Source organism: Siphonobacter curvatus, from assembly GCF_002943425.1.
Classification (GTDB): Bacteria; Bacteroidota; Bacteroidia; order Cytophagales; family Spirosomataceae; genus Siphonobacter; species Siphonobacter curvatus.
This window is the reverse complement of the sequence record NZ_PTRA01000001.1, coordinates 1,892,110-1,906,722: the sequence shown is the minus strand read 5'-3', so window position 1 is coordinate 1,906,722 and position 14,613 is coordinate 1,892,110. Positions and strand designations below refer to the sequence as shown.

Sequence of the window (14,613 nt, the reverse complement as noted above, 5' to 3'; positions counted from 1 at the left end):
CCAACATTACAAATCAACCATTTGTACCATTAGCTTTTCTAATTCGCGATAGGCACTACCAAAATCGGAGTCGTACTGTTGCAGATTCAAAGCAAAGGCATACTGTTCACCGTTTTTACCAGTGAAATACCCCGCATAGGCTCGAGAGCCGCCAATACTTCCACTTTTGGCCCGTACGTTACCAGCGGCACGGGTGCCCCTGCCCAGATTCTTAACGGTACCGTTTTTTCCAAGAATAGCAATCGTTGAATAAAAGGCCGGGAAGTACGGCTCACGGGCTGCAGAGGCTAGAATTTCGGTCATGTTATCCAGGGTAAGTACACTTTGAGGAGAGAGACCGCTGCCATCCTTGATGCGAAAACCGGATAGTTTCAGCCCTTTGGCTTTCCAGACGTCCTGTAAAGCCCGCACCCCTTCTTCGGTGGTATTGCCATAATTGAGAGCAACCCCAATTGTTTTTAGAAAAACTTCGGCGTATAAGTTGATACTCTGAAAGTTACACTCCGTGATTAAGTCCTTCAATACGGGTGATTGTACGGCACTCAGTGTATCGTTCATAACCGGTCGGGCTTTTGTACGCAGGTAGTCAAACGCCGTTGTAGGCTCCTGACCCGTCATGATTCCGTTTTCTGCCAACAAATCCCGCAGCGACTGGGCCGCGTACAGACTCGGATGGGCAATGCTGCCAGACACGCCAAATTCCTTTGGACCTTTGGGTACAAATCCATCCAAAAAATACTGCGTCCCCAGCGGTGACGTATAGATATTAACCTGATCGCCAGTTTTGGCAGCATCCGTCCGTACCCGGTTGATGAGTGTGTACCGGGGCAGTGCAGGTTCGGTACGCAGGAGGGCGGCCGAGTCTCCTACCTCAGTACCGGGTTTAAATACGGCCCGGAATTTATTTTCATTCACATTCAGGCCGCTTACCCCCGCTCCGTAGTAATTGCCCAGATCATCCCAGGGCCAGCCGCCGGGTATCGTATTTTCGTCGAAAAGCGTACCGTCACCAATAATCTGGCCCGTTACGTAGCGGATGCCTTTGGTCTGTAGAGCGGTCAGCCAGCTTTTTAGCAGTTCAGACAGTGTAGGCGTACTTTTAAATCGACCACTGCCCAGCGAGGGATCACCAGAACCGCGAATCCAGAGGTTTCCCTGCAGGGTATCATTGCGAACGATACCGTCGGTTTCGAGCGTGGTGGTATATGTATAGTTTTCGTTGAGTACTGCCAGTGCCGTGGCCGTGGTAATGAGCTTCATCGTTGAGGCCGGTGGTACGGACTTGCGATGCTGATAGGCCAGCACGGTTTCACCGGTACGCGTCGACTTGATACAGGCGGACACAAAGCCGTGTTGCATGAAAAAACTGGTTTGCAGTGAATCCAAATGGCGGATGAGAGCATCACGAACAAGCGTATCGGGTTTCTGAGCAAAGGTCTGGGAAGAAAAAAACAGCGATAAAACCAGAAAATAGATGCGATTCATTAGCGTTTGACAAGGAAAAGGATGCTCAACTTCGTGATTCTTTTGGTAGCTTTGCCTGATTTGCTAGCAACTAACTAAGAAGCCACAGGTGTAGACCGATACGAATGTACACCGCTTTTCCGCCTGAAAACAGGGTACGCCCTATGAAATCTTACCCAAAGATGGTTCAGGCAGCAAGCGGAATTCTTTCTCCGATTTAAAACCATCCCTCCCATCATCGGGACACCGCCCTCTGAGGAGCCAGCGGTGGAAGGTTCGGTAAAAACTGGATCGCTGTGGCTGTATGACAATACGATGAAACTAACTTTTTGGGGTGCAGCCCGGCAGGTGACGGGCAGTATGTATTTACTGGAGCTGGAGGATAATTACCGAATTCTGATTGATTGTGGTACCAATATGGAGCGAAATCTGGAAGAGGAGGAAGAAAATAAACCCTTGTTCCCCTTTGACGCTTCGAGCCTGAATCTGGTCTTACTTACCCACGCTCACATCGACCATTCGGGCAATATCCCGAATTTGTACCGCGATGGCTACGAGGGCCAGGTCTTATGTACGACCCCAACCTATGAGCTTTCCCGACTGCTCTTAATGGATGCGGCCCACTTGAATCAGAAGAAGCTGCAACGGGCTACGGGCGATTCCAACAAAAAGAAGAAACGGATGGCCCGCCTCGAAAAAAAGGGCGATCTGTACCTGGACAAACAGGTCGATGATTCTCTGGAAAACTTCGTCACCATTGCCTTTAATCAGAAATTTCAGGTTACCGATAACCTTTGGCTGACCTTCATTCCAGCGGGCCACCTGCTGGGAGCGGCTCACATCATTCTGGAAACGAAAGAAAAAGGACAAAAAAAATCCATTTGTTTTTCGGGTGATCTGGGGCGTAAAAATTATCCCCTGCACGTCGAACCTAGTCCCGTACCGGAAGTGGATTATCTGGTTTGTGAAAGCACCTACGGTAGCCGTTTACACGAAGATAACCGATCCCCCGAGGAAGCTCTGGCCGATGTGATCCGCCGTACCTGCATCAATATTCCGGGGCGTCTGATTATTCCTGCTTTCTCAGTAGGCCGGACGCAGGCCTTACTCTTTACGCTGAATCGCCTGTATTCCGAACAAGGTTTTAAACCGATTCGCGTATTTAGCGACAGCCCCTTGGCTCATTCGACGACGAAAGTTTACGATCGTCACAGCAAATTTCTCAATCCCGAATCGCAGAACTTTAAACAAAAGCACGGTCGTCTGTTCGATTTTCAGAACCTGACTTTTATTGAAAGTGAAAAGGCTAGTCGGGCCATCTCGAATCATAACGAACCCTGTATCATTATTTCAGCTTCGGGCATGGTTTCCGGTGGCCGGGTTGAACAACACGTGGCCGCCAACATCGGCAATCCGTACTGTACCATTCTGCTGGTGGGTTATGCCGCCGAAGACACGCTGGGCTGGCGATTGCTGAACGGACAGAATACGCTACGAATCAAGGACAACGAATACGCGGTTCAGGCAAAAATTGAAAAAATTGATGTCTTCAGTGGCCACGGAGATCAGCAGGATCTCGTAAATTTTGTGAAGCAACAATCGCCGCAGAAGCTTAAGAAAATTTTTCTCATTCACGGAGAGGAAACCTCCATGCAAACCTTTGCCAATCGACTCCATGACGAAGGTTTCAGCGATGTCCGCATTCCCATGAAAGGAGAGAGTTTCGAATTATAAATCGTTTACTGAAGCGGAAAGGACGACCAGGCATTCGTTACTCAAAATGCTAATTTCCACCGTAACCCCGCTTTTCTTATTACTTTTGTTGTGTTCTAACCTTTGGGTACGTGGCCAATGGCTCACGAATAAGAACTCAGAAACTTGTTTATGCGAACATTACTCGACTTTGAACGGCCCATTGCCGAACTCGAATCCCGAATTGACGAAATGAAACGGCTGGCCGCCGAAAAAAATCTTGATGTTTCGGCCGCTACTGCAGTCTTAGAAAACCAGTTAGTAGATCTTAAGAAAGAGACGTTCCGTAACCTGACTCGCTGGCAGCGGGTACAAGTTTCACGTCACCCTGATCGTCCGTATACGCAAGATTACCTGCACCGGATCTGTACGGATTTTATTGAAATCCACGGCGATCGTCAGGTTGCCGATGATAAGGCGATTGTGGGTGGTTTTGCGAATATCGATGGTCACCCCGTCATGATCATTGGTCAGCAGAAAGGTCGTAATACTAAAGAACGGCAGTACCGTAACTTCGGTATGCCCAACCCCGAAGGTTATCGCAAGGCCCTGCGTCTGATGAAAATGGCAGAAAAATTCAACTGCCCCATCATTACGCTTATTGATACGCCCGGTGCATTCCCCGGACTGGAAGCGGAAGAACGCGGACAAGGTGAAGCCATTGCCCGTAACCTTCGGGATATGTTCATGTTAACTGTACCCGTCATTTGTATCATCATTGGCGAAGGAGCTTCCGGTGGAGCCCTGGGTATTGCCATTGGTGATCAGGTACTGATGCTGGAAAATACTTGGTATTCGGTAATCTCTCCGGAATCCTGCTCGTCCATTCTCTGGCGGAGTTGGGATTACAAGGAACAGGCCGCTGAAGCCCTCAAGCTTACCGCAACGGACATGAGCAGCAATGGACTGGTCGATGGAATCATTCCCGAACCCCTCGGCGGTGCTCACCTCGACCACGACCGGATGTCCGAAATTCTCAAAGGAGAAATCATCAACCGACTCATTGCCCTACAGGCTCTTTCACCCGAAGAACGGATCAATCAACGCATTGAGAAATTCTCGAAAATGGGCGTGTTTGTTGAGTAAGTTTTCGCGATCGGTCTACCGTATTTCTGGTACACCACGGGTAGACCGATCGCTATTCTTCTTCCTATGATCAAAAACCTCATTTTCGATATGGGGAATGTCATCATTGATATTGACGTTCCTCTTACCTACCGGGCGTTTGCCGAACTGGCGGGTATTTCTGAAGAAGAAGCCACGCGTCTGTTTCACGAAAAAGCGTTCTTCCATCAGTTTGAGATTGGAAAAATCAACGAAGCGGATTTTAAAGCGTTGCTTCGTAAAGAATTCAATAGCGACTGGTCGGACGAAACCATTGATACGGCCTGGTGTACCTTGTTGCTCGACATGCCTAAGGCCCGCCTCGACCGCATTCAGGACCTTAGTAAATCGTATCGCGTATTTCTGCTGAGTAATACGAATCCCATTCACGTTCGGGAAATCGTGAAGCGAGCCGCCGCCGTGGGCTACGATTTCATGAGTCTGTTTGAAAAACCTTTTCTTTCGTATGAAATGGGTTTCATGAAACCCGATCCGGAATTTTACCGTCATGCCCTGCAGGAAGGTGGCGGACTTTTGCCCGAAGAAAGCGTATTTATTGACGACAACGCTGATAATATTGAATCGGCCGCAACCGTTGGTATACAAACCATCTGGTTGAATCCGCTCGGCACCGTACTTGACAAATTACTCGATTACTAACCCGCCGGAGCCACATTTCTCGAAAGCCTTGACTGTATGAGCCGTACCCGGCGTCGTTTATATACCCAACTCATTCTATTTGTTCTAACCATTGTAACTACCACGATTGCGGGGGCGGAATGGACGAACGGAACTTCTCTTTTTTACGCCAATCCTCCCTTAACCATTTCGGACATTCTGGGCGGACTGGCGTTTTCACTTCCTTTTCTGGCGGTACTGACTGTACACGAATTTGGTCACTATTTTACGGCTCGCTTTAATAAGGTTAAGGTTACTCTACCCTACTACATTCCCCTCTGGCTCGGCCCTTTCACCACGATTGGTACCATGGGAGCCTTTATCAAGCTACGGAGTCGGGTCAAAACCAATATTCAGTATTTTGACATTGGCATAGCGGGACCGCTGGCGGGCTTTTTCGTGGCTTTAGGCCTACTTTGGTACGGATTTACGCACTTACCCCCGGCCGATTATATTTTCACTATACACCCTGAATGGCGACAATTCGGTAGTAACTATGCCCAGTATGTGTACACCCCACAAGCCATGGAAGGCCGGGGGGCAGTGGGCCTGGGCGACAATCTTCTATTCTGGTTTTTCAAGAAATACGTTGCCGTTGGTACCGTACCGCACCAGTACGACATGGTGAATTATCCCTTCCTGTTTGCGGGTTATCTATCGCTATTTTTTACGGCTCTGAATCTTTTCCCCATCGGTCAGCTCGATGGCGGACATATCTTGTATGGACTCGTGGGTCGTCGGCTCCACCAGATTATCTCACCCATTATTTTCGTAGGATTTCTCTTCTACGCGGGCTTAGGCTGGTTTCGGTACCAGGATTTTGTGGTGGCTGATACGAATGAATTTCTCATTCAAGCCGGATACCTACTGGCTTATGTCGGCATGCTGTTTCTGGCCCTGAGCCGGATTCACGACGATCGACTGATCGTCATTGCCCTGGCTCTGGGTATTGTACTCAGTCAACTGGTTCTGAGTTATTTCTTTCCGCAACTCGAAGGCTACCGAGGGTTTGTCCCCTTTGCTTTCATGCTGGGACGCTTCCTGGGTATTCACCATCCACCAGCCGATTACGAGGTTCCCATTGGCTGGCCCCGTCAGATTTTGGGCTGGTTCTCGCTGGCCGTTTTTGTGGTATGTTTCAGTCCCCAGCCCTTTGTGGTGTATTGAATTTCGGCTTAGGAAAGGATTTTTAGTAATTTTCCCAGGAAGTAGTATTTCACTTCAACCACCCGAGAACCCTAAACTGTAAACGCTGATGTTTCGTTGGCTCGCCGCAAGCCTTTTTCGTTTATCCGGCTGGAGAACTGCCGGTCCTTCTCCGAAAGCATTACCCAAGTTTGTACTCATGGTGGCTCCGCACGCCACATCCACCGACTTTTTTGTCGGGGTTGGAGCACGGGCCGCGATTGATACCTGGATTTATTATTTAGGAAAAAAAGAGCTGTTCAAACCCGCTCCGGTCGCCTGGTTCATGAAGGCACTGGGTGGTTATCCCGTCGATCGCGGACGCACCAAAAACTTCGTCGAAAGTGTGGTTGACCTGTTTAAAAGCAAAAAGGAGTTTCGGATTTGCATTACGCCGGAAGGAACTCGGGCTGATGTTACTGAGCTGAAAACGGGCTTTTACTACATGGCCTTGGGAGCGAACGTACCGATTGTATTTTGTGCCTTCGATTACGGTCGGAAACTGGTGTACTTTGACGAACCATTCTGGCCTACGGGTAACTGGGAGCAGGACAAAATCGTCATGGCCCGCTTTTTCGATACGGTATACGGAACGAAAAAATCCTGGATACGCAATTATCTGTCTCAGTCCTGATTTTTCAGGTACGCTACCATTCGGCGACCCGCTCGTTCAGAGGCTCCGGTTTCGCCCATTTTTTCGTGTAGATCCTGGTACTGACGAAGCATTTTTTCTCGACTCGTTCCCTGCACAATCTTTTGCAACTCCTGAGCGATCTGTTCGGTCGTTAGGTCGTGCTGAATCAATTCTTTGACGACTTCCTGATTGGCAATCAGATTCACCAGCGAAATATACGGCACGCGAATCAGGCGTTTGGCGATGTGATACGACAGCCCATTTGCCTCGTAACAGACCACTTCCGGAACATTAAACAGAGCCGTTTCCAGCGTAGCCGTACCCGAAGTGACCAGAGCGGCATGAGCAACGGTCAGTAAATCGTAAGACGCATTGGTTACAAATGATACATCCGATACGGAAGTTTCGTATAGCGTCTCAGACAAGTTGGAAACCTTCGCTACCACAAATTGATAGTCGGGGAACTGGTTTCGAACCGATAACATTTGGGGCAAGATCCGCCGTACTTCTTCTAACCTACTGCCGGGCAATAAGGCGATGATCGGACGGGAATCGAGCTGGTTTTTGATTCGGAAATCCGGATCGGGCGTAAAGGAATCGATGGCATCTAACAGCGGATTTCCTACGTAATCGACCTCGTAATCGAACTTCCGAAAAAAGTCCACTTCGAACGGAAAAATGCAAAACATGCGATCCACAACCCGCTTGATCTTCAGGGCCCGTTTCTGATTCCAAGCCCAGACCTTCGGAGAGATATAGTAGAACGTCCGGATACCGTGCTGTTTAGCAAAAGTCGCCATTCGCAGGTTGAATCCGGCGTAATCAATAAGAATCAGGACATCGGGTTGAAAGGCCAGAATCTGCTCTTTGCACTCTTTCATCTGTCGCCGGATCGTACTCAGATTTTTGGCTACTTCCCAAAATCCCATGAACGCCGAATCGCGGTAGTGATGTAGTAACTCGGCTCCAGCCGCTTCCATATCTTCCCCACCCCAGCATTGGATAATTGCCGACGCATCGTGCTGACGAATGCCCTTAATCAGGTTTGATCCGTGTAAATCACCCGAGCGTTCGCCGGCAATGAGGAAGTACTTCATGGGGTTTTGCGTTGTGTGTTTTGCGTTTCGAGTGAATATCCGTGTTCGAATCAGATTTCAAGACTGAATTTTAGCCACAAAGGTTCACAAAGAAAGTAATCACAGCGTATCCTGGAATATTATACAAATAGTTTAATGTCTGTTTCCGGGAAACGCTGTGATCTTATTACCTCCAAGTCATGCTTAAGTCTTTCAGAGCTGAAACTCAAAACCTACAACCCTAAACTCAAAACTTTATTCTCCGAAATACTCCACAAAATTCTTGGGTGTTTCGATGAGTTTCAGGCTGTGGAGCTGGCTACGGCCCTGCGTGGATTCGGCGACGACGGGAGCCAGAATCTTCCAGATTTCCATGATGAATATTTCGCAAGTCGGAATTTTATCCTTCAGAAAATCTACTTCCAGATTCAAATTCCGGTGATCGACTCGCTCGACAATCTGCTCCTTGACAATCTTGCCCAGGTGTTTCATATCCATCACAAAACCCGTATCCGAGTGCGGTATGCCTTTGACCGTTACAGTCAATTCGAAGTTATGTCCGTGATAGTACGGATTGGCACAGGGGCCGAATACTTCAAAGTTCTGTTCGTCGCTCCAACTCGGATTATAAACCCGGTGAGCCGCGTTAAAATGTTCTACTCTTGATACGTATACCATCGTTCAGTGTGTTCTAAAGCCTCGTTTCTATCCGTCACGGTGGGAACGACCTAGCACCGCTGAAAATAGACCGCAAAGGTACGCTTTTCTCAACGGATTTAATAGGTAACCTTCTTTAATGATTGTCTAATACAGGTTTCGTACGTTTAAGATCAAAGTAAGATTAAATTTTGATGGTCATTTATAGGATACGTACTATTTTATCTTTTCATATACCGATACTCATTACAGATATTATTAGATAAATCCAATTTATTCATTAAATCTTGACTAGGTTTTCGTAGGGAGTCCTCCTACCTTTGTTCACTTATATTTTACGCATCAGAAATCTCTCCATACCCTGCGAGTATCTATGATTATTGTTACCGGAGCTGCTGGCTTTATTGGAAGTAATCTTATCCAAAGGCTAAATCAGGATAAATTCAACTTTATCATCGCCGTTGATGATTTTTCGGATCCTGTCAAACGCAAAAATCTGGAAAATAAACAGATTCAGGAGTACGTTGATCGGGAGCATTTCTTCGACTGGCTCGATCAGAATTATCATGAAGTAGAGTTTATTTTTCATATTGGTGCCCGCACGGATACCACGGAATTTAACTACGAGATTTTTGATCATCTCAACGTTAATTACTCCAAGCAAATCTGGCGTAAATGCGTAGCCTACCAAATTCCTTTGGTATACGCTTCGTCGGCCGCTACCTACGGCCTGGGTGAATTAGGTTACGAGGATAACGAAACGTTAATTCCTCAGCTTAAGCCTCTTAACCCCTACGGAGATTCTAAAAATCAATTTGATATCTGGGCTTTAGAGCAGGAAGAAAAACCCTTCTTCTGGGCGGGTTTGAAATTCTTCAACGTATACGGTCCTAACGAATACCACAAAGGCCGCATGGCTTCGGTGATTATGCACGCTCACCGGCAGATTAAGGCTACGGGACAGATGAAGCTTTTCCGTTCGCATAACCCTGATTTTAAGGATGGCGAACAAATGCGGGACTTTGTGTACGTAAAAGATGTGGTAGAAGTTTGCCTCTTTCTGATGTACAGTCGCAAACATTCGGGGATTTACAACCTTGGTAGCGGCAAAGCCCGTACTTTCCTGGATCTGGTGACGAACACGTTCAAAGCCATGAACCTAGAGCCTCAGATTAATTTCATCGATACGCCCATCGACATTCGCGATACGTACCAGTACTTTACGGAAGCAGCCATGAGTAAACTCCGTTCGATTGGCTATGAAAAGCCCTTCCACACGCTGGAAGAAGGCGTTGCCGATTACGTAGGTAACTACTTGACGACCGAACGTTACGTTTAGTTTAAAACGACCCAATACTTTTAAGTCGACGCCTGGAGAACTTTCTTCAGGCGTTCTTTTTTATAGAGTTTTATAAAAACTTAATACTATGATGGCATGGTGGCGGCCTGATTACCCAACGCCTCCTCTATTTTTGCGGTATGAACTACGATCTGATCCCTTCTCCCTGTTTTGTACTGGAAGAAGCTAAATTAAAGCGTAACCTGGAGTTGCTTCGCTACGTGCAGCAGCAGGCCGGGGTAGAAATCATTTGTGCCCTGAAAGGCTTTTCGATGTTTAGTACGTTCCCGATGCTTCGGAATTACCTGGCCGGAGCCACGGCTAGTAGCGTCAACGAAGCCCGGCTTATCAACGAGGAATGGGGAACGAAGGCTCACTCCTACGTACCCGCCATTCGGGAAGATGAGATTGAGGAACTGATCGAACGGTCTACGCATCTGACCTTTAATTCCTGGCGTCAATTCGAAAAATTTGGAAAACAGGCGGCGACGGCTGGCGTATCGGTAGGCATTCGTATCAATCCGCAGTACTCGGAAGTCACCACAGATTTGTACAATCCCTGCGTGCCGGGTTCGCGTTTGGGCGTGATTCGTGCCGTATTTCCGGATCAGTTGCCCGCTGAAATTGAAGGGCTACACTTTCATACCCTTTGCGAGAACGATTCGCATACGCTAGAGCGGACGCTCGTACACGTCGAGCAACGGTTCGGTGATTTACTTCAGCAGGTTAAATGGCTCAATATGGGCGGCGGCCATCTCATTACGCGGGCCGATTACGATCCAGAGCATTTGATTTCGGTATTAAAAGCGTTTAAGGCCAAGTTTCCACACTTGAAGATTATCATGGAGCCGGGTTCAGCCGTGGGCTGGCAAACGGGTGTACTGGTTTCAACCGTACTCGATGTAGTGGATGCTCAGGGAATCAATGTGGCCATGTTGGATACATCCTTTTCGGCTCATATGCCCGACACCCTGGAAATGCCCTACAAACCGCGGATCATTGGGGCTCACCAAGACCCCGTGGCCGGTAAACCTACCTACCGCATGGGTGGCAGTACCTGTCTGGCCGGTGATTACATGGGCGATTACAGTTTCGACGCGGATTTACAGGAAGGAGACACGATCGTTTTTGACGATATGATTCACTACACCATGGTGAAAACGACGACCTTCAACGGCGTGAATTTACCCAGCATTGGTATCTGGAAGGAGGACGGCACCTTTGAACTTGTTCGCAGCTACGGCTACGAAAGCTACAAGGACCGACTTTCTTAATTATGAAATAGGGGCTTAAGAGCCCCTATTTTATTGGATCCGGATGAACCACAGCGAACAACCTTCCTGACACGGTGGATCGAGCCGTAAGGTATCATTTTGCACCCGATAGCCGTGTCGGTTCCCGCGGTATTGTGCACTTATATCGGCAGGCGATCGATCTAGGTAGAGGTAGTCACGGTTGGTAGTATAGCTGCGAACGGACGCATAATTTATCAATTCAGCTCCTGTAGCTACTACCGTAGAATCCTTTTGAAAGCGTAAGGTTTGGGGAGGACTCAGTGGAATTTTGTGGGTGAAAAATTCTCTATTCCAATCTCCTCGTTCGACCAGCAACCACTTTCCGATGATGCCCTCTCCAGTCGCTCGTTCGATTCCTTCCAGCGGGTCTTTCCGGCAGGCCGTTGCCAGGATCAGCAGGGTTATGACGAGTACGTAGGTTTTCATAGCTTCCTGATTAGTTAATTCATCGAACGCGTACGTAAGCCGAATGACAACCCTCCACACAGGGCGGTATAATCCATAGCGTATCCGGACTGAGTTTATAGGCAAGTTTGTAAGATTGCTTATCCGTCAGTGTCAGATGGGAATCATCCATCGAAAATTTTTGGGAAGGTACATTTCCTAAGTTCAGCAAGTTCTCATTGCGAGTAAACTCAATGATCTCTGCCGTATCGGCTGCTACGGGCACCGTATACAAGCGATCGCCCGGTGAATAGCTGTATTCAAACATCCGCCATTTCCCGTAGATTCTTGCGTCGTACGCCTGCTCTTTTTCACAGCCCAGTAGTAGCGCAGTTAGTACTATTATTCCAATCTTTTTCATGAATTATTCATTTTGTACAAGACCCTCTTTTTGAAAAAATCGTTGGAATGTTTTCGGATGAACTGGTAATTTTTCAAGGCAACTAAACGAAAAATGCCAGCTCCCGCTGGCATTTTTCAAAGCTATATACTCTACAGGTACGTTTATCCTACTTTTTCCACCACCAAGTTATGGTTCGTGTAAATACAGATATCAGCGGCAATGTGCAGACTTTCGCGTACCATTTCTTCAGCCGATAAATTAGTCGCGTGTTTTTTCAATGCAATGGCAGCGGCCTGAGCAAAGTTAGAACCGGAACCAATGGCGGCAATACCGTTTTCGGGTTCCAGTACGTCACCCGTACCGGAAATGATGAGAATCTCTTCGGAATTGGCAACGATCAGCATGGCTTCCAGCTTTCGGAGGTAGCGATCCGTACGCCAATCCTTCGCCAGTTCAATGGCCGCCCGCTTCATATTCTGACCGTAGGCGTTAAGTTTTTCCTCAAAGCGTTCAATTAGAGTGAATGCATCGGCCGTACTACCCGCGAATCCAGCAACAATCTTTCCGCCCGATAATTTCCGGATTTTCCGAACGTTGGCTTTAGCTACCGTATTCCCCATGGTAGCCTGTCCATCGGCACCTACTACCACTTCGCCATTATGTACGACTCCTAGTACGGTTGTCGAGTGAATTTCTGCTTCTTTCATTGTTATTCATGGTTAAAAAAGCGGCCCCGAATCCAAATCCGGGGCCGCTTCACAGTTGTAAGTGGATAGTTGGTAGTGGTTGGTTATCACTCCCGCTATCAACGAACCGTATCAAAATGATTTCTAGTTAATTGTAGTCAGTATGGCTAACAACAATCAACCAAAAACTATCCTATACTAGCATACGCATCGGATCTTCGAGGAGTTGCTTGAACGTTTGCAGGAAGGCTGCTCCCGTTGCTCCGTCAACCGATCGGTGATCGCAGGCTAGCGTTACTTTCATGATGTTAGTAGCGTAGAACTCACCGGCATCATTCACCGCTACGGTTTTCTTGATTCCGCCTACGGCCAGAATACAGGAATCCGGAGAGTTGATGATCGGATTGAATTCTTCGACGCCGAACATACCCAGGTTCGAGATACTGAAGGTAGAACCTTCCATATCTTTCGGCTGAAGTTTTTTGTTCTTGGCTTTTCCGGCGTAGTCTTTCACTTCGGTAGAAATCGTCGAAAGTGTTTTCTGATCGGAGTTGCGGATTACGGGTACCACCAGACCGTCTTCCACCGCTACAGCTACACCAATGTTGATGTATTTGTACCGACGGATTTTGTCGCCCAACCAGGAAGCATTCACGGCGGGGTGTTCCCGCAGAGCCAGAGCCGCAGCTTTGATGGTAAAGTCATTAAATGAAATTTTCGCGGGCGATATTTCATTCAACTGTGAACGCAACTTGATGGCTTTGTCCATCGTAATTTCCATCGTCAGATAGAAGTGCGGAGCCGTATACAGCGACTCAGACAAACGACGGGCGATGGTTTTACGCATCGACGAGACGGGCAGGTCTTCGTATTCACCCGCGGGCTCAGGAACCGCTACGGGCTTCTGTGGCTGAGCGGCCGGTTGGGCCGGTGCCGCCGCCGGAGCTGCTGCGGCCGGAGCCGAGGCTTCTTTCGCCGCTGGTGTAAAGGTATCGAGGTCTTTCTTCACGATACGTCCGTTTTCACCGGAGCCCGTCACATCAGAAAGGTTGATGCCTTTGTCTTTAGCAATGGATTTAGCTAAGGGAGAAGCTTTGATACGGCCTTCAGCATCGTTGGATTGCGTTGCATCAACTGCCTGCTCTTTTGAACCCTCAGCCGGAGCTTCGGCTTTGGTTTCTTCAGCTGCGGGAGCCGTTCCATTTTCAGCGTCGAGAATAGCCTGATAGTTGGCTCCTTCTTCGCCTACGATCGCAATGATCTGGTTGACCTTCGCTGCCTGACCTGCTTCCACGCCTACGTACAACAGCGTACCGTCTTCGTAGTTTTCCAGTTCCATCGTGGCTTTGTCGGTTTCGACTTCGGCCAGGATGTCACCATTCTTAATTTTATCTCCTACATTTTTGACCCAGTTGGCAATCACGCCTTCGGTCATCGTATCACTCAGTAAGGGCATGCGGACAGCCGTCGCTTTGATGCTCGACAGATCCACTGCTTTACTTTCTGATTTTACAGGAGCGGCCGGAGCAGCGGGAGCCGGTTCAGCGGCTGGAGCTTCGGTTTTTTCCTCAGCCGGTGCGGAGCCATTGGCAGAGCCGCCATCGAGCAGAGACTGATAATCTTCTCCGGGTTTGCCTACCACAGCCAGTACTCCATTCACTTCTACAGCCTGCCCTTTGTCGGCAGCTACGTATAAAAGAGTACCATCTGCGTAGTTTTCCAGTTCCATCGTGGCTTTATCGGTTTCAACTTCGGCCAGGATATCTCCGGATTTAACGGTATCGCCCACTTTTTTGAGCCACTCAGCGATGACCCCTTCAGTCATCGTGTCACTCAAAAGGGGCATACGAATTACTTCTGCCATGTGTAAACTAACGGAAAGGGTTTAGGAACAGAATTGCGGGTCAAAAATACGTCTGATTCTCAGAATTCGGCACGTAGATCCGTTAAGTTTTC

Annotated in this window: 14 protein-coding genes; 7 read left to right on the top strand and 7 right to left on the bottom strand. The window is 48.2% G+C overall.

The window, feature by feature from the left end; genetic code table 11:
• Positions 1-6: 6 nt before the first annotated feature.
• Positions 7-1,485 carry a D-alanyl-D-alanine carboxypeptidase/D-alanyl-D-alanine endopeptidase gene (dacB, locus tag C5O19_RS07850; protein ID WP_104711121.1) on the bottom strand — a complete coding sequence of 493 codons (1,479 nt, stop codon included), beginning with the start codon at positions 1,483-1,485 and terminating at the stop codon, positions 7-9.
• Between the two features lie 294 nt (positions 1,486-1,779).
• Between dacB and C5O19_RS07845 the strand changes: the two genes are divergently transcribed.
• The 5 genes from C5O19_RS07845 (at position 1,780) to C5O19_RS07825 (ending at position 6,817) form a co-directional block, all read left to right on the top strand.
• The gene (locus C5O19_RS07845) at positions 1,780-3,198 is read left to right on the top strand and encodes an MBL fold metallo-hydrolase RNA specificity domain-containing protein (protein ID WP_104713960.1); all 1,419 of its coding nucleotides are present in this window, start codon (positions 1,780-1,782) and stop codon (positions 3,196-3,198) included.
• A gap of 150 nt (positions 3,199-3,348) precedes the next feature.
• On the top strand, positions 3,349-4,302 hold the full coding sequence (locus tag C5O19_RS07840; RefSeq protein WP_104711119.1) for an acetyl-CoA carboxylase carboxyltransferase subunit alpha: 954 nt from the start codon (positions 3,349-3,351) through the stop codon (positions 4,300-4,302).
• Between the two features lie 66 nt (positions 4,303-4,368).
• Positions 4,369-4,980: an HAD family hydrolase gene (locus C5O19_RS07835; RefSeq protein WP_104711117.1), complete on the top strand. Its 612-nt coding sequence runs from the start codon at positions 4,369-4,371 to the stop codon at positions 4,978-4,980.
• Positions 4,981-5,016: 36 nt separating this feature from the next.
• On the top strand, positions 5,017-6,165 hold the full coding sequence (locus tag C5O19_RS07830; RefSeq protein ID WP_104711115.1) for a site-2 protease family protein: 1,149 nt from the start codon (positions 5,017-5,019) through the stop codon (positions 6,163-6,165).
• An 88-nt stretch (positions 6,166-6,253) separates the two neighbouring features.
• Positions 6,254-6,817: a 1-acyl-sn-glycerol-3-phosphate acyltransferase gene (locus C5O19_RS07825; RefSeq protein WP_104711113.1), complete on the top strand. Its 564-nt coding sequence runs from the start codon at positions 6,254-6,256 to the stop codon at positions 6,815-6,817.
• Here the strand turns inward: C5O19_RS07825 and lpxB are convergent.
• Together lpxB and C5O19_RS07815 are read right to left on the bottom strand one after the other, a co-directional pair.
• Positions 6,808-7,914 (bottom strand): lipid-A-disaccharide synthase, encoded by a 1,107-nt coding sequence (gene lpxB / locus C5O19_RS07820; protein WP_104711111.1) that lies wholly within the window; start codon positions 7,912-7,914, stop codon positions 6,808-6,810. The genes C5O19_RS07825 and lpxB overlap by 10 nt on opposite strands.
• 234 nt (positions 7,915-8,148) lie before the next feature.
• A complete protein-coding gene (locus C5O19_RS07815) occupies positions 8,149-8,571 on the bottom strand; it encodes a 6-pyruvoyl trahydropterin synthase family protein (protein WP_104711109.1) in 423 nt (140 codons plus the stop codon).
• Between the two features lie 352 nt (positions 8,572-8,923).
• Between C5O19_RS07815 and rfaD the strand changes: the two genes are divergently transcribed.
• Both rfaD and nspC read left to right on the top strand, forming a co-directional pair.
• A complete protein-coding gene (gene rfaD / locus C5O19_RS07810) occupies positions 8,924-9,889 on the top strand; it encodes an ADP-glyceromanno-heptose 6-epimerase (protein WP_104711107.1) in 966 nt (321 codons plus the stop codon).
• 140 nt (positions 9,890-10,029) lie between these two features.
• The gene (nspC, locus tag C5O19_RS07805) at positions 10,030-11,163 is read left to right on the top strand and encodes a carboxynorspermidine decarboxylase (RefSeq protein ID WP_104711105.1); all 1,134 of its coding nucleotides are present in this window, start codon (positions 10,030-10,032) and stop codon (positions 11,161-11,163) included.
• Between the two features lie 30 nt (positions 11,164-11,193).
• Here the strand turns inward: nspC and C5O19_RS07800 are convergent, their stop codons facing one another.
• The 4 genes from C5O19_RS07800 to C5O19_RS07785 all read right to left on the bottom strand — a co-directional run bounded on the left by C5O19_RS07800 (position 11,194) and on the right by C5O19_RS07785 (position 14,521).
• Positions 11,194-11,610 carry a hypothetical protein gene (locus tag C5O19_RS07800; RefSeq protein ID WP_104711103.1) on the bottom strand — a complete coding sequence of 139 codons (417 nt, stop codon included), beginning with the start codon at positions 11,608-11,610 and terminating at the stop codon, positions 11,194-11,196.
• 19 nt (positions 11,611-11,629) lie between these two features.
• Positions 11,630-11,989, bottom strand: a complete 360-nt coding sequence (locus tag C5O19_RS07795; protein ID WP_104711101.1) for a hypothetical protein — start codon at positions 11,987-11,989, stop codon at positions 11,630-11,632.
• Between the two features lie 143 nt (positions 11,990-12,132).
• Positions 12,133-12,678 (bottom strand): ATP-dependent protease subunit HslV, encoded by a 546-nt coding sequence (gene hslV / locus C5O19_RS07790; RefSeq protein ID WP_094811199.1) that lies wholly within the window; start codon positions 12,676-12,678, stop codon positions 12,133-12,135.
• A gap of 172 nt (positions 12,679-12,850) precedes the next feature.
• Positions 12,851-14,521 carry a pyruvate dehydrogenase complex dihydrolipoamide acetyltransferase gene (locus C5O19_RS07785; protein WP_104711099.1) on the bottom strand — a complete coding sequence of 557 codons (1,671 nt, stop codon included), beginning with the start codon at positions 14,519-14,521 and terminating at the stop codon, positions 12,851-12,853.
• Positions 14,522-14,613: the final 92 nt, after the last annotated feature.

Bases quoted from the DNA above. Each gene is read 5' to 3' on its own strand.
- C5O19_RS07830 (WP_104711115.1), top strand. From the start codon at position 5,017: ATGAGCCGTACCCGGCGTCGTTTATATACCCAACTCATTCTATTTGTT.
- lpxB (WP_104711111.1), bottom strand. From the start codon at position 7,914: ATGAAGTACTTCCTCATTGCCGGCGAACGCTCGGGTGATTTACACGGA.
- C5O19_RS07795 (WP_104711101.1), bottom strand. From the start codon at position 11,989: ATGAAAAAGATTGGAATAATAGTACTAACTGCGCTACTACTGGGCTGT.
- dacB (WP_104711121.1), bottom strand. From the start codon at position 1,485: ATGAATCGCATCTATTTTCTGGTTTTATCGCTGTTTTTTTCTTCCCAG.
- C5O19_RS07815 (WP_104711109.1), bottom strand. From the start codon at position 8,571: ATGGTATACGTATCAAGAGTAGAACATTTTAACGCGGCTCACCGGGTT.
- C5O19_RS07835 (WP_104711117.1), top strand. From the start codon at position 4,369: ATGATCAAAAACCTCATTTTCGATATGGGGAATGTCATCATTGATATT.
- nspC (WP_104711105.1), top strand. From the start codon at position 10,030: ATGAACTACGATCTGATCCCTTCTCCCTGTTTTGTACTGGAAGAAGCT.
- C5O19_RS07785 (WP_104711099.1), bottom strand. From the start codon at position 14,521: ATGGCAGAAGTAATTCGTATGCCCCTTTTGAGTGACACGATGACTGAA.
- C5O19_RS07825 (WP_104711113.1), top strand. From the start codon at position 6,254: ATGTTTCGTTGGCTCGCCGCAAGCCTTTTTCGTTTATCCGGCTGGAGA.
- C5O19_RS07845 (WP_104713960.1), top strand. From the start codon at position 1,780: ATGAAACTAACTTTTTGGGGTGCAGCCCGGCAGGTGACGGGCAGTATG.
- rfaD (WP_104711107.1), top strand. From the start codon at position 8,924: ATGATTATTGTTACCGGAGCTGCTGGCTTTATTGGAAGTAATCTTATC.
- C5O19_RS07840 (WP_104711119.1), top strand. From the start codon at position 3,349: ATGCGAACATTACTCGACTTTGAACGGCCCATTGCCGAACTCGAATCC.
- hslV (WP_094811199.1), bottom strand. From the start codon at position 12,678: ATGAAAGAAGCAGAAATTCACTCGACAACCGTACTAGGAGTCGTACAT.
- C5O19_RS07800 (WP_104711103.1), bottom strand. From the start codon at position 11,610: ATGAAAACCTACGTACTCGTCATAACCCTGCTGATCCTGGCAACGGCC.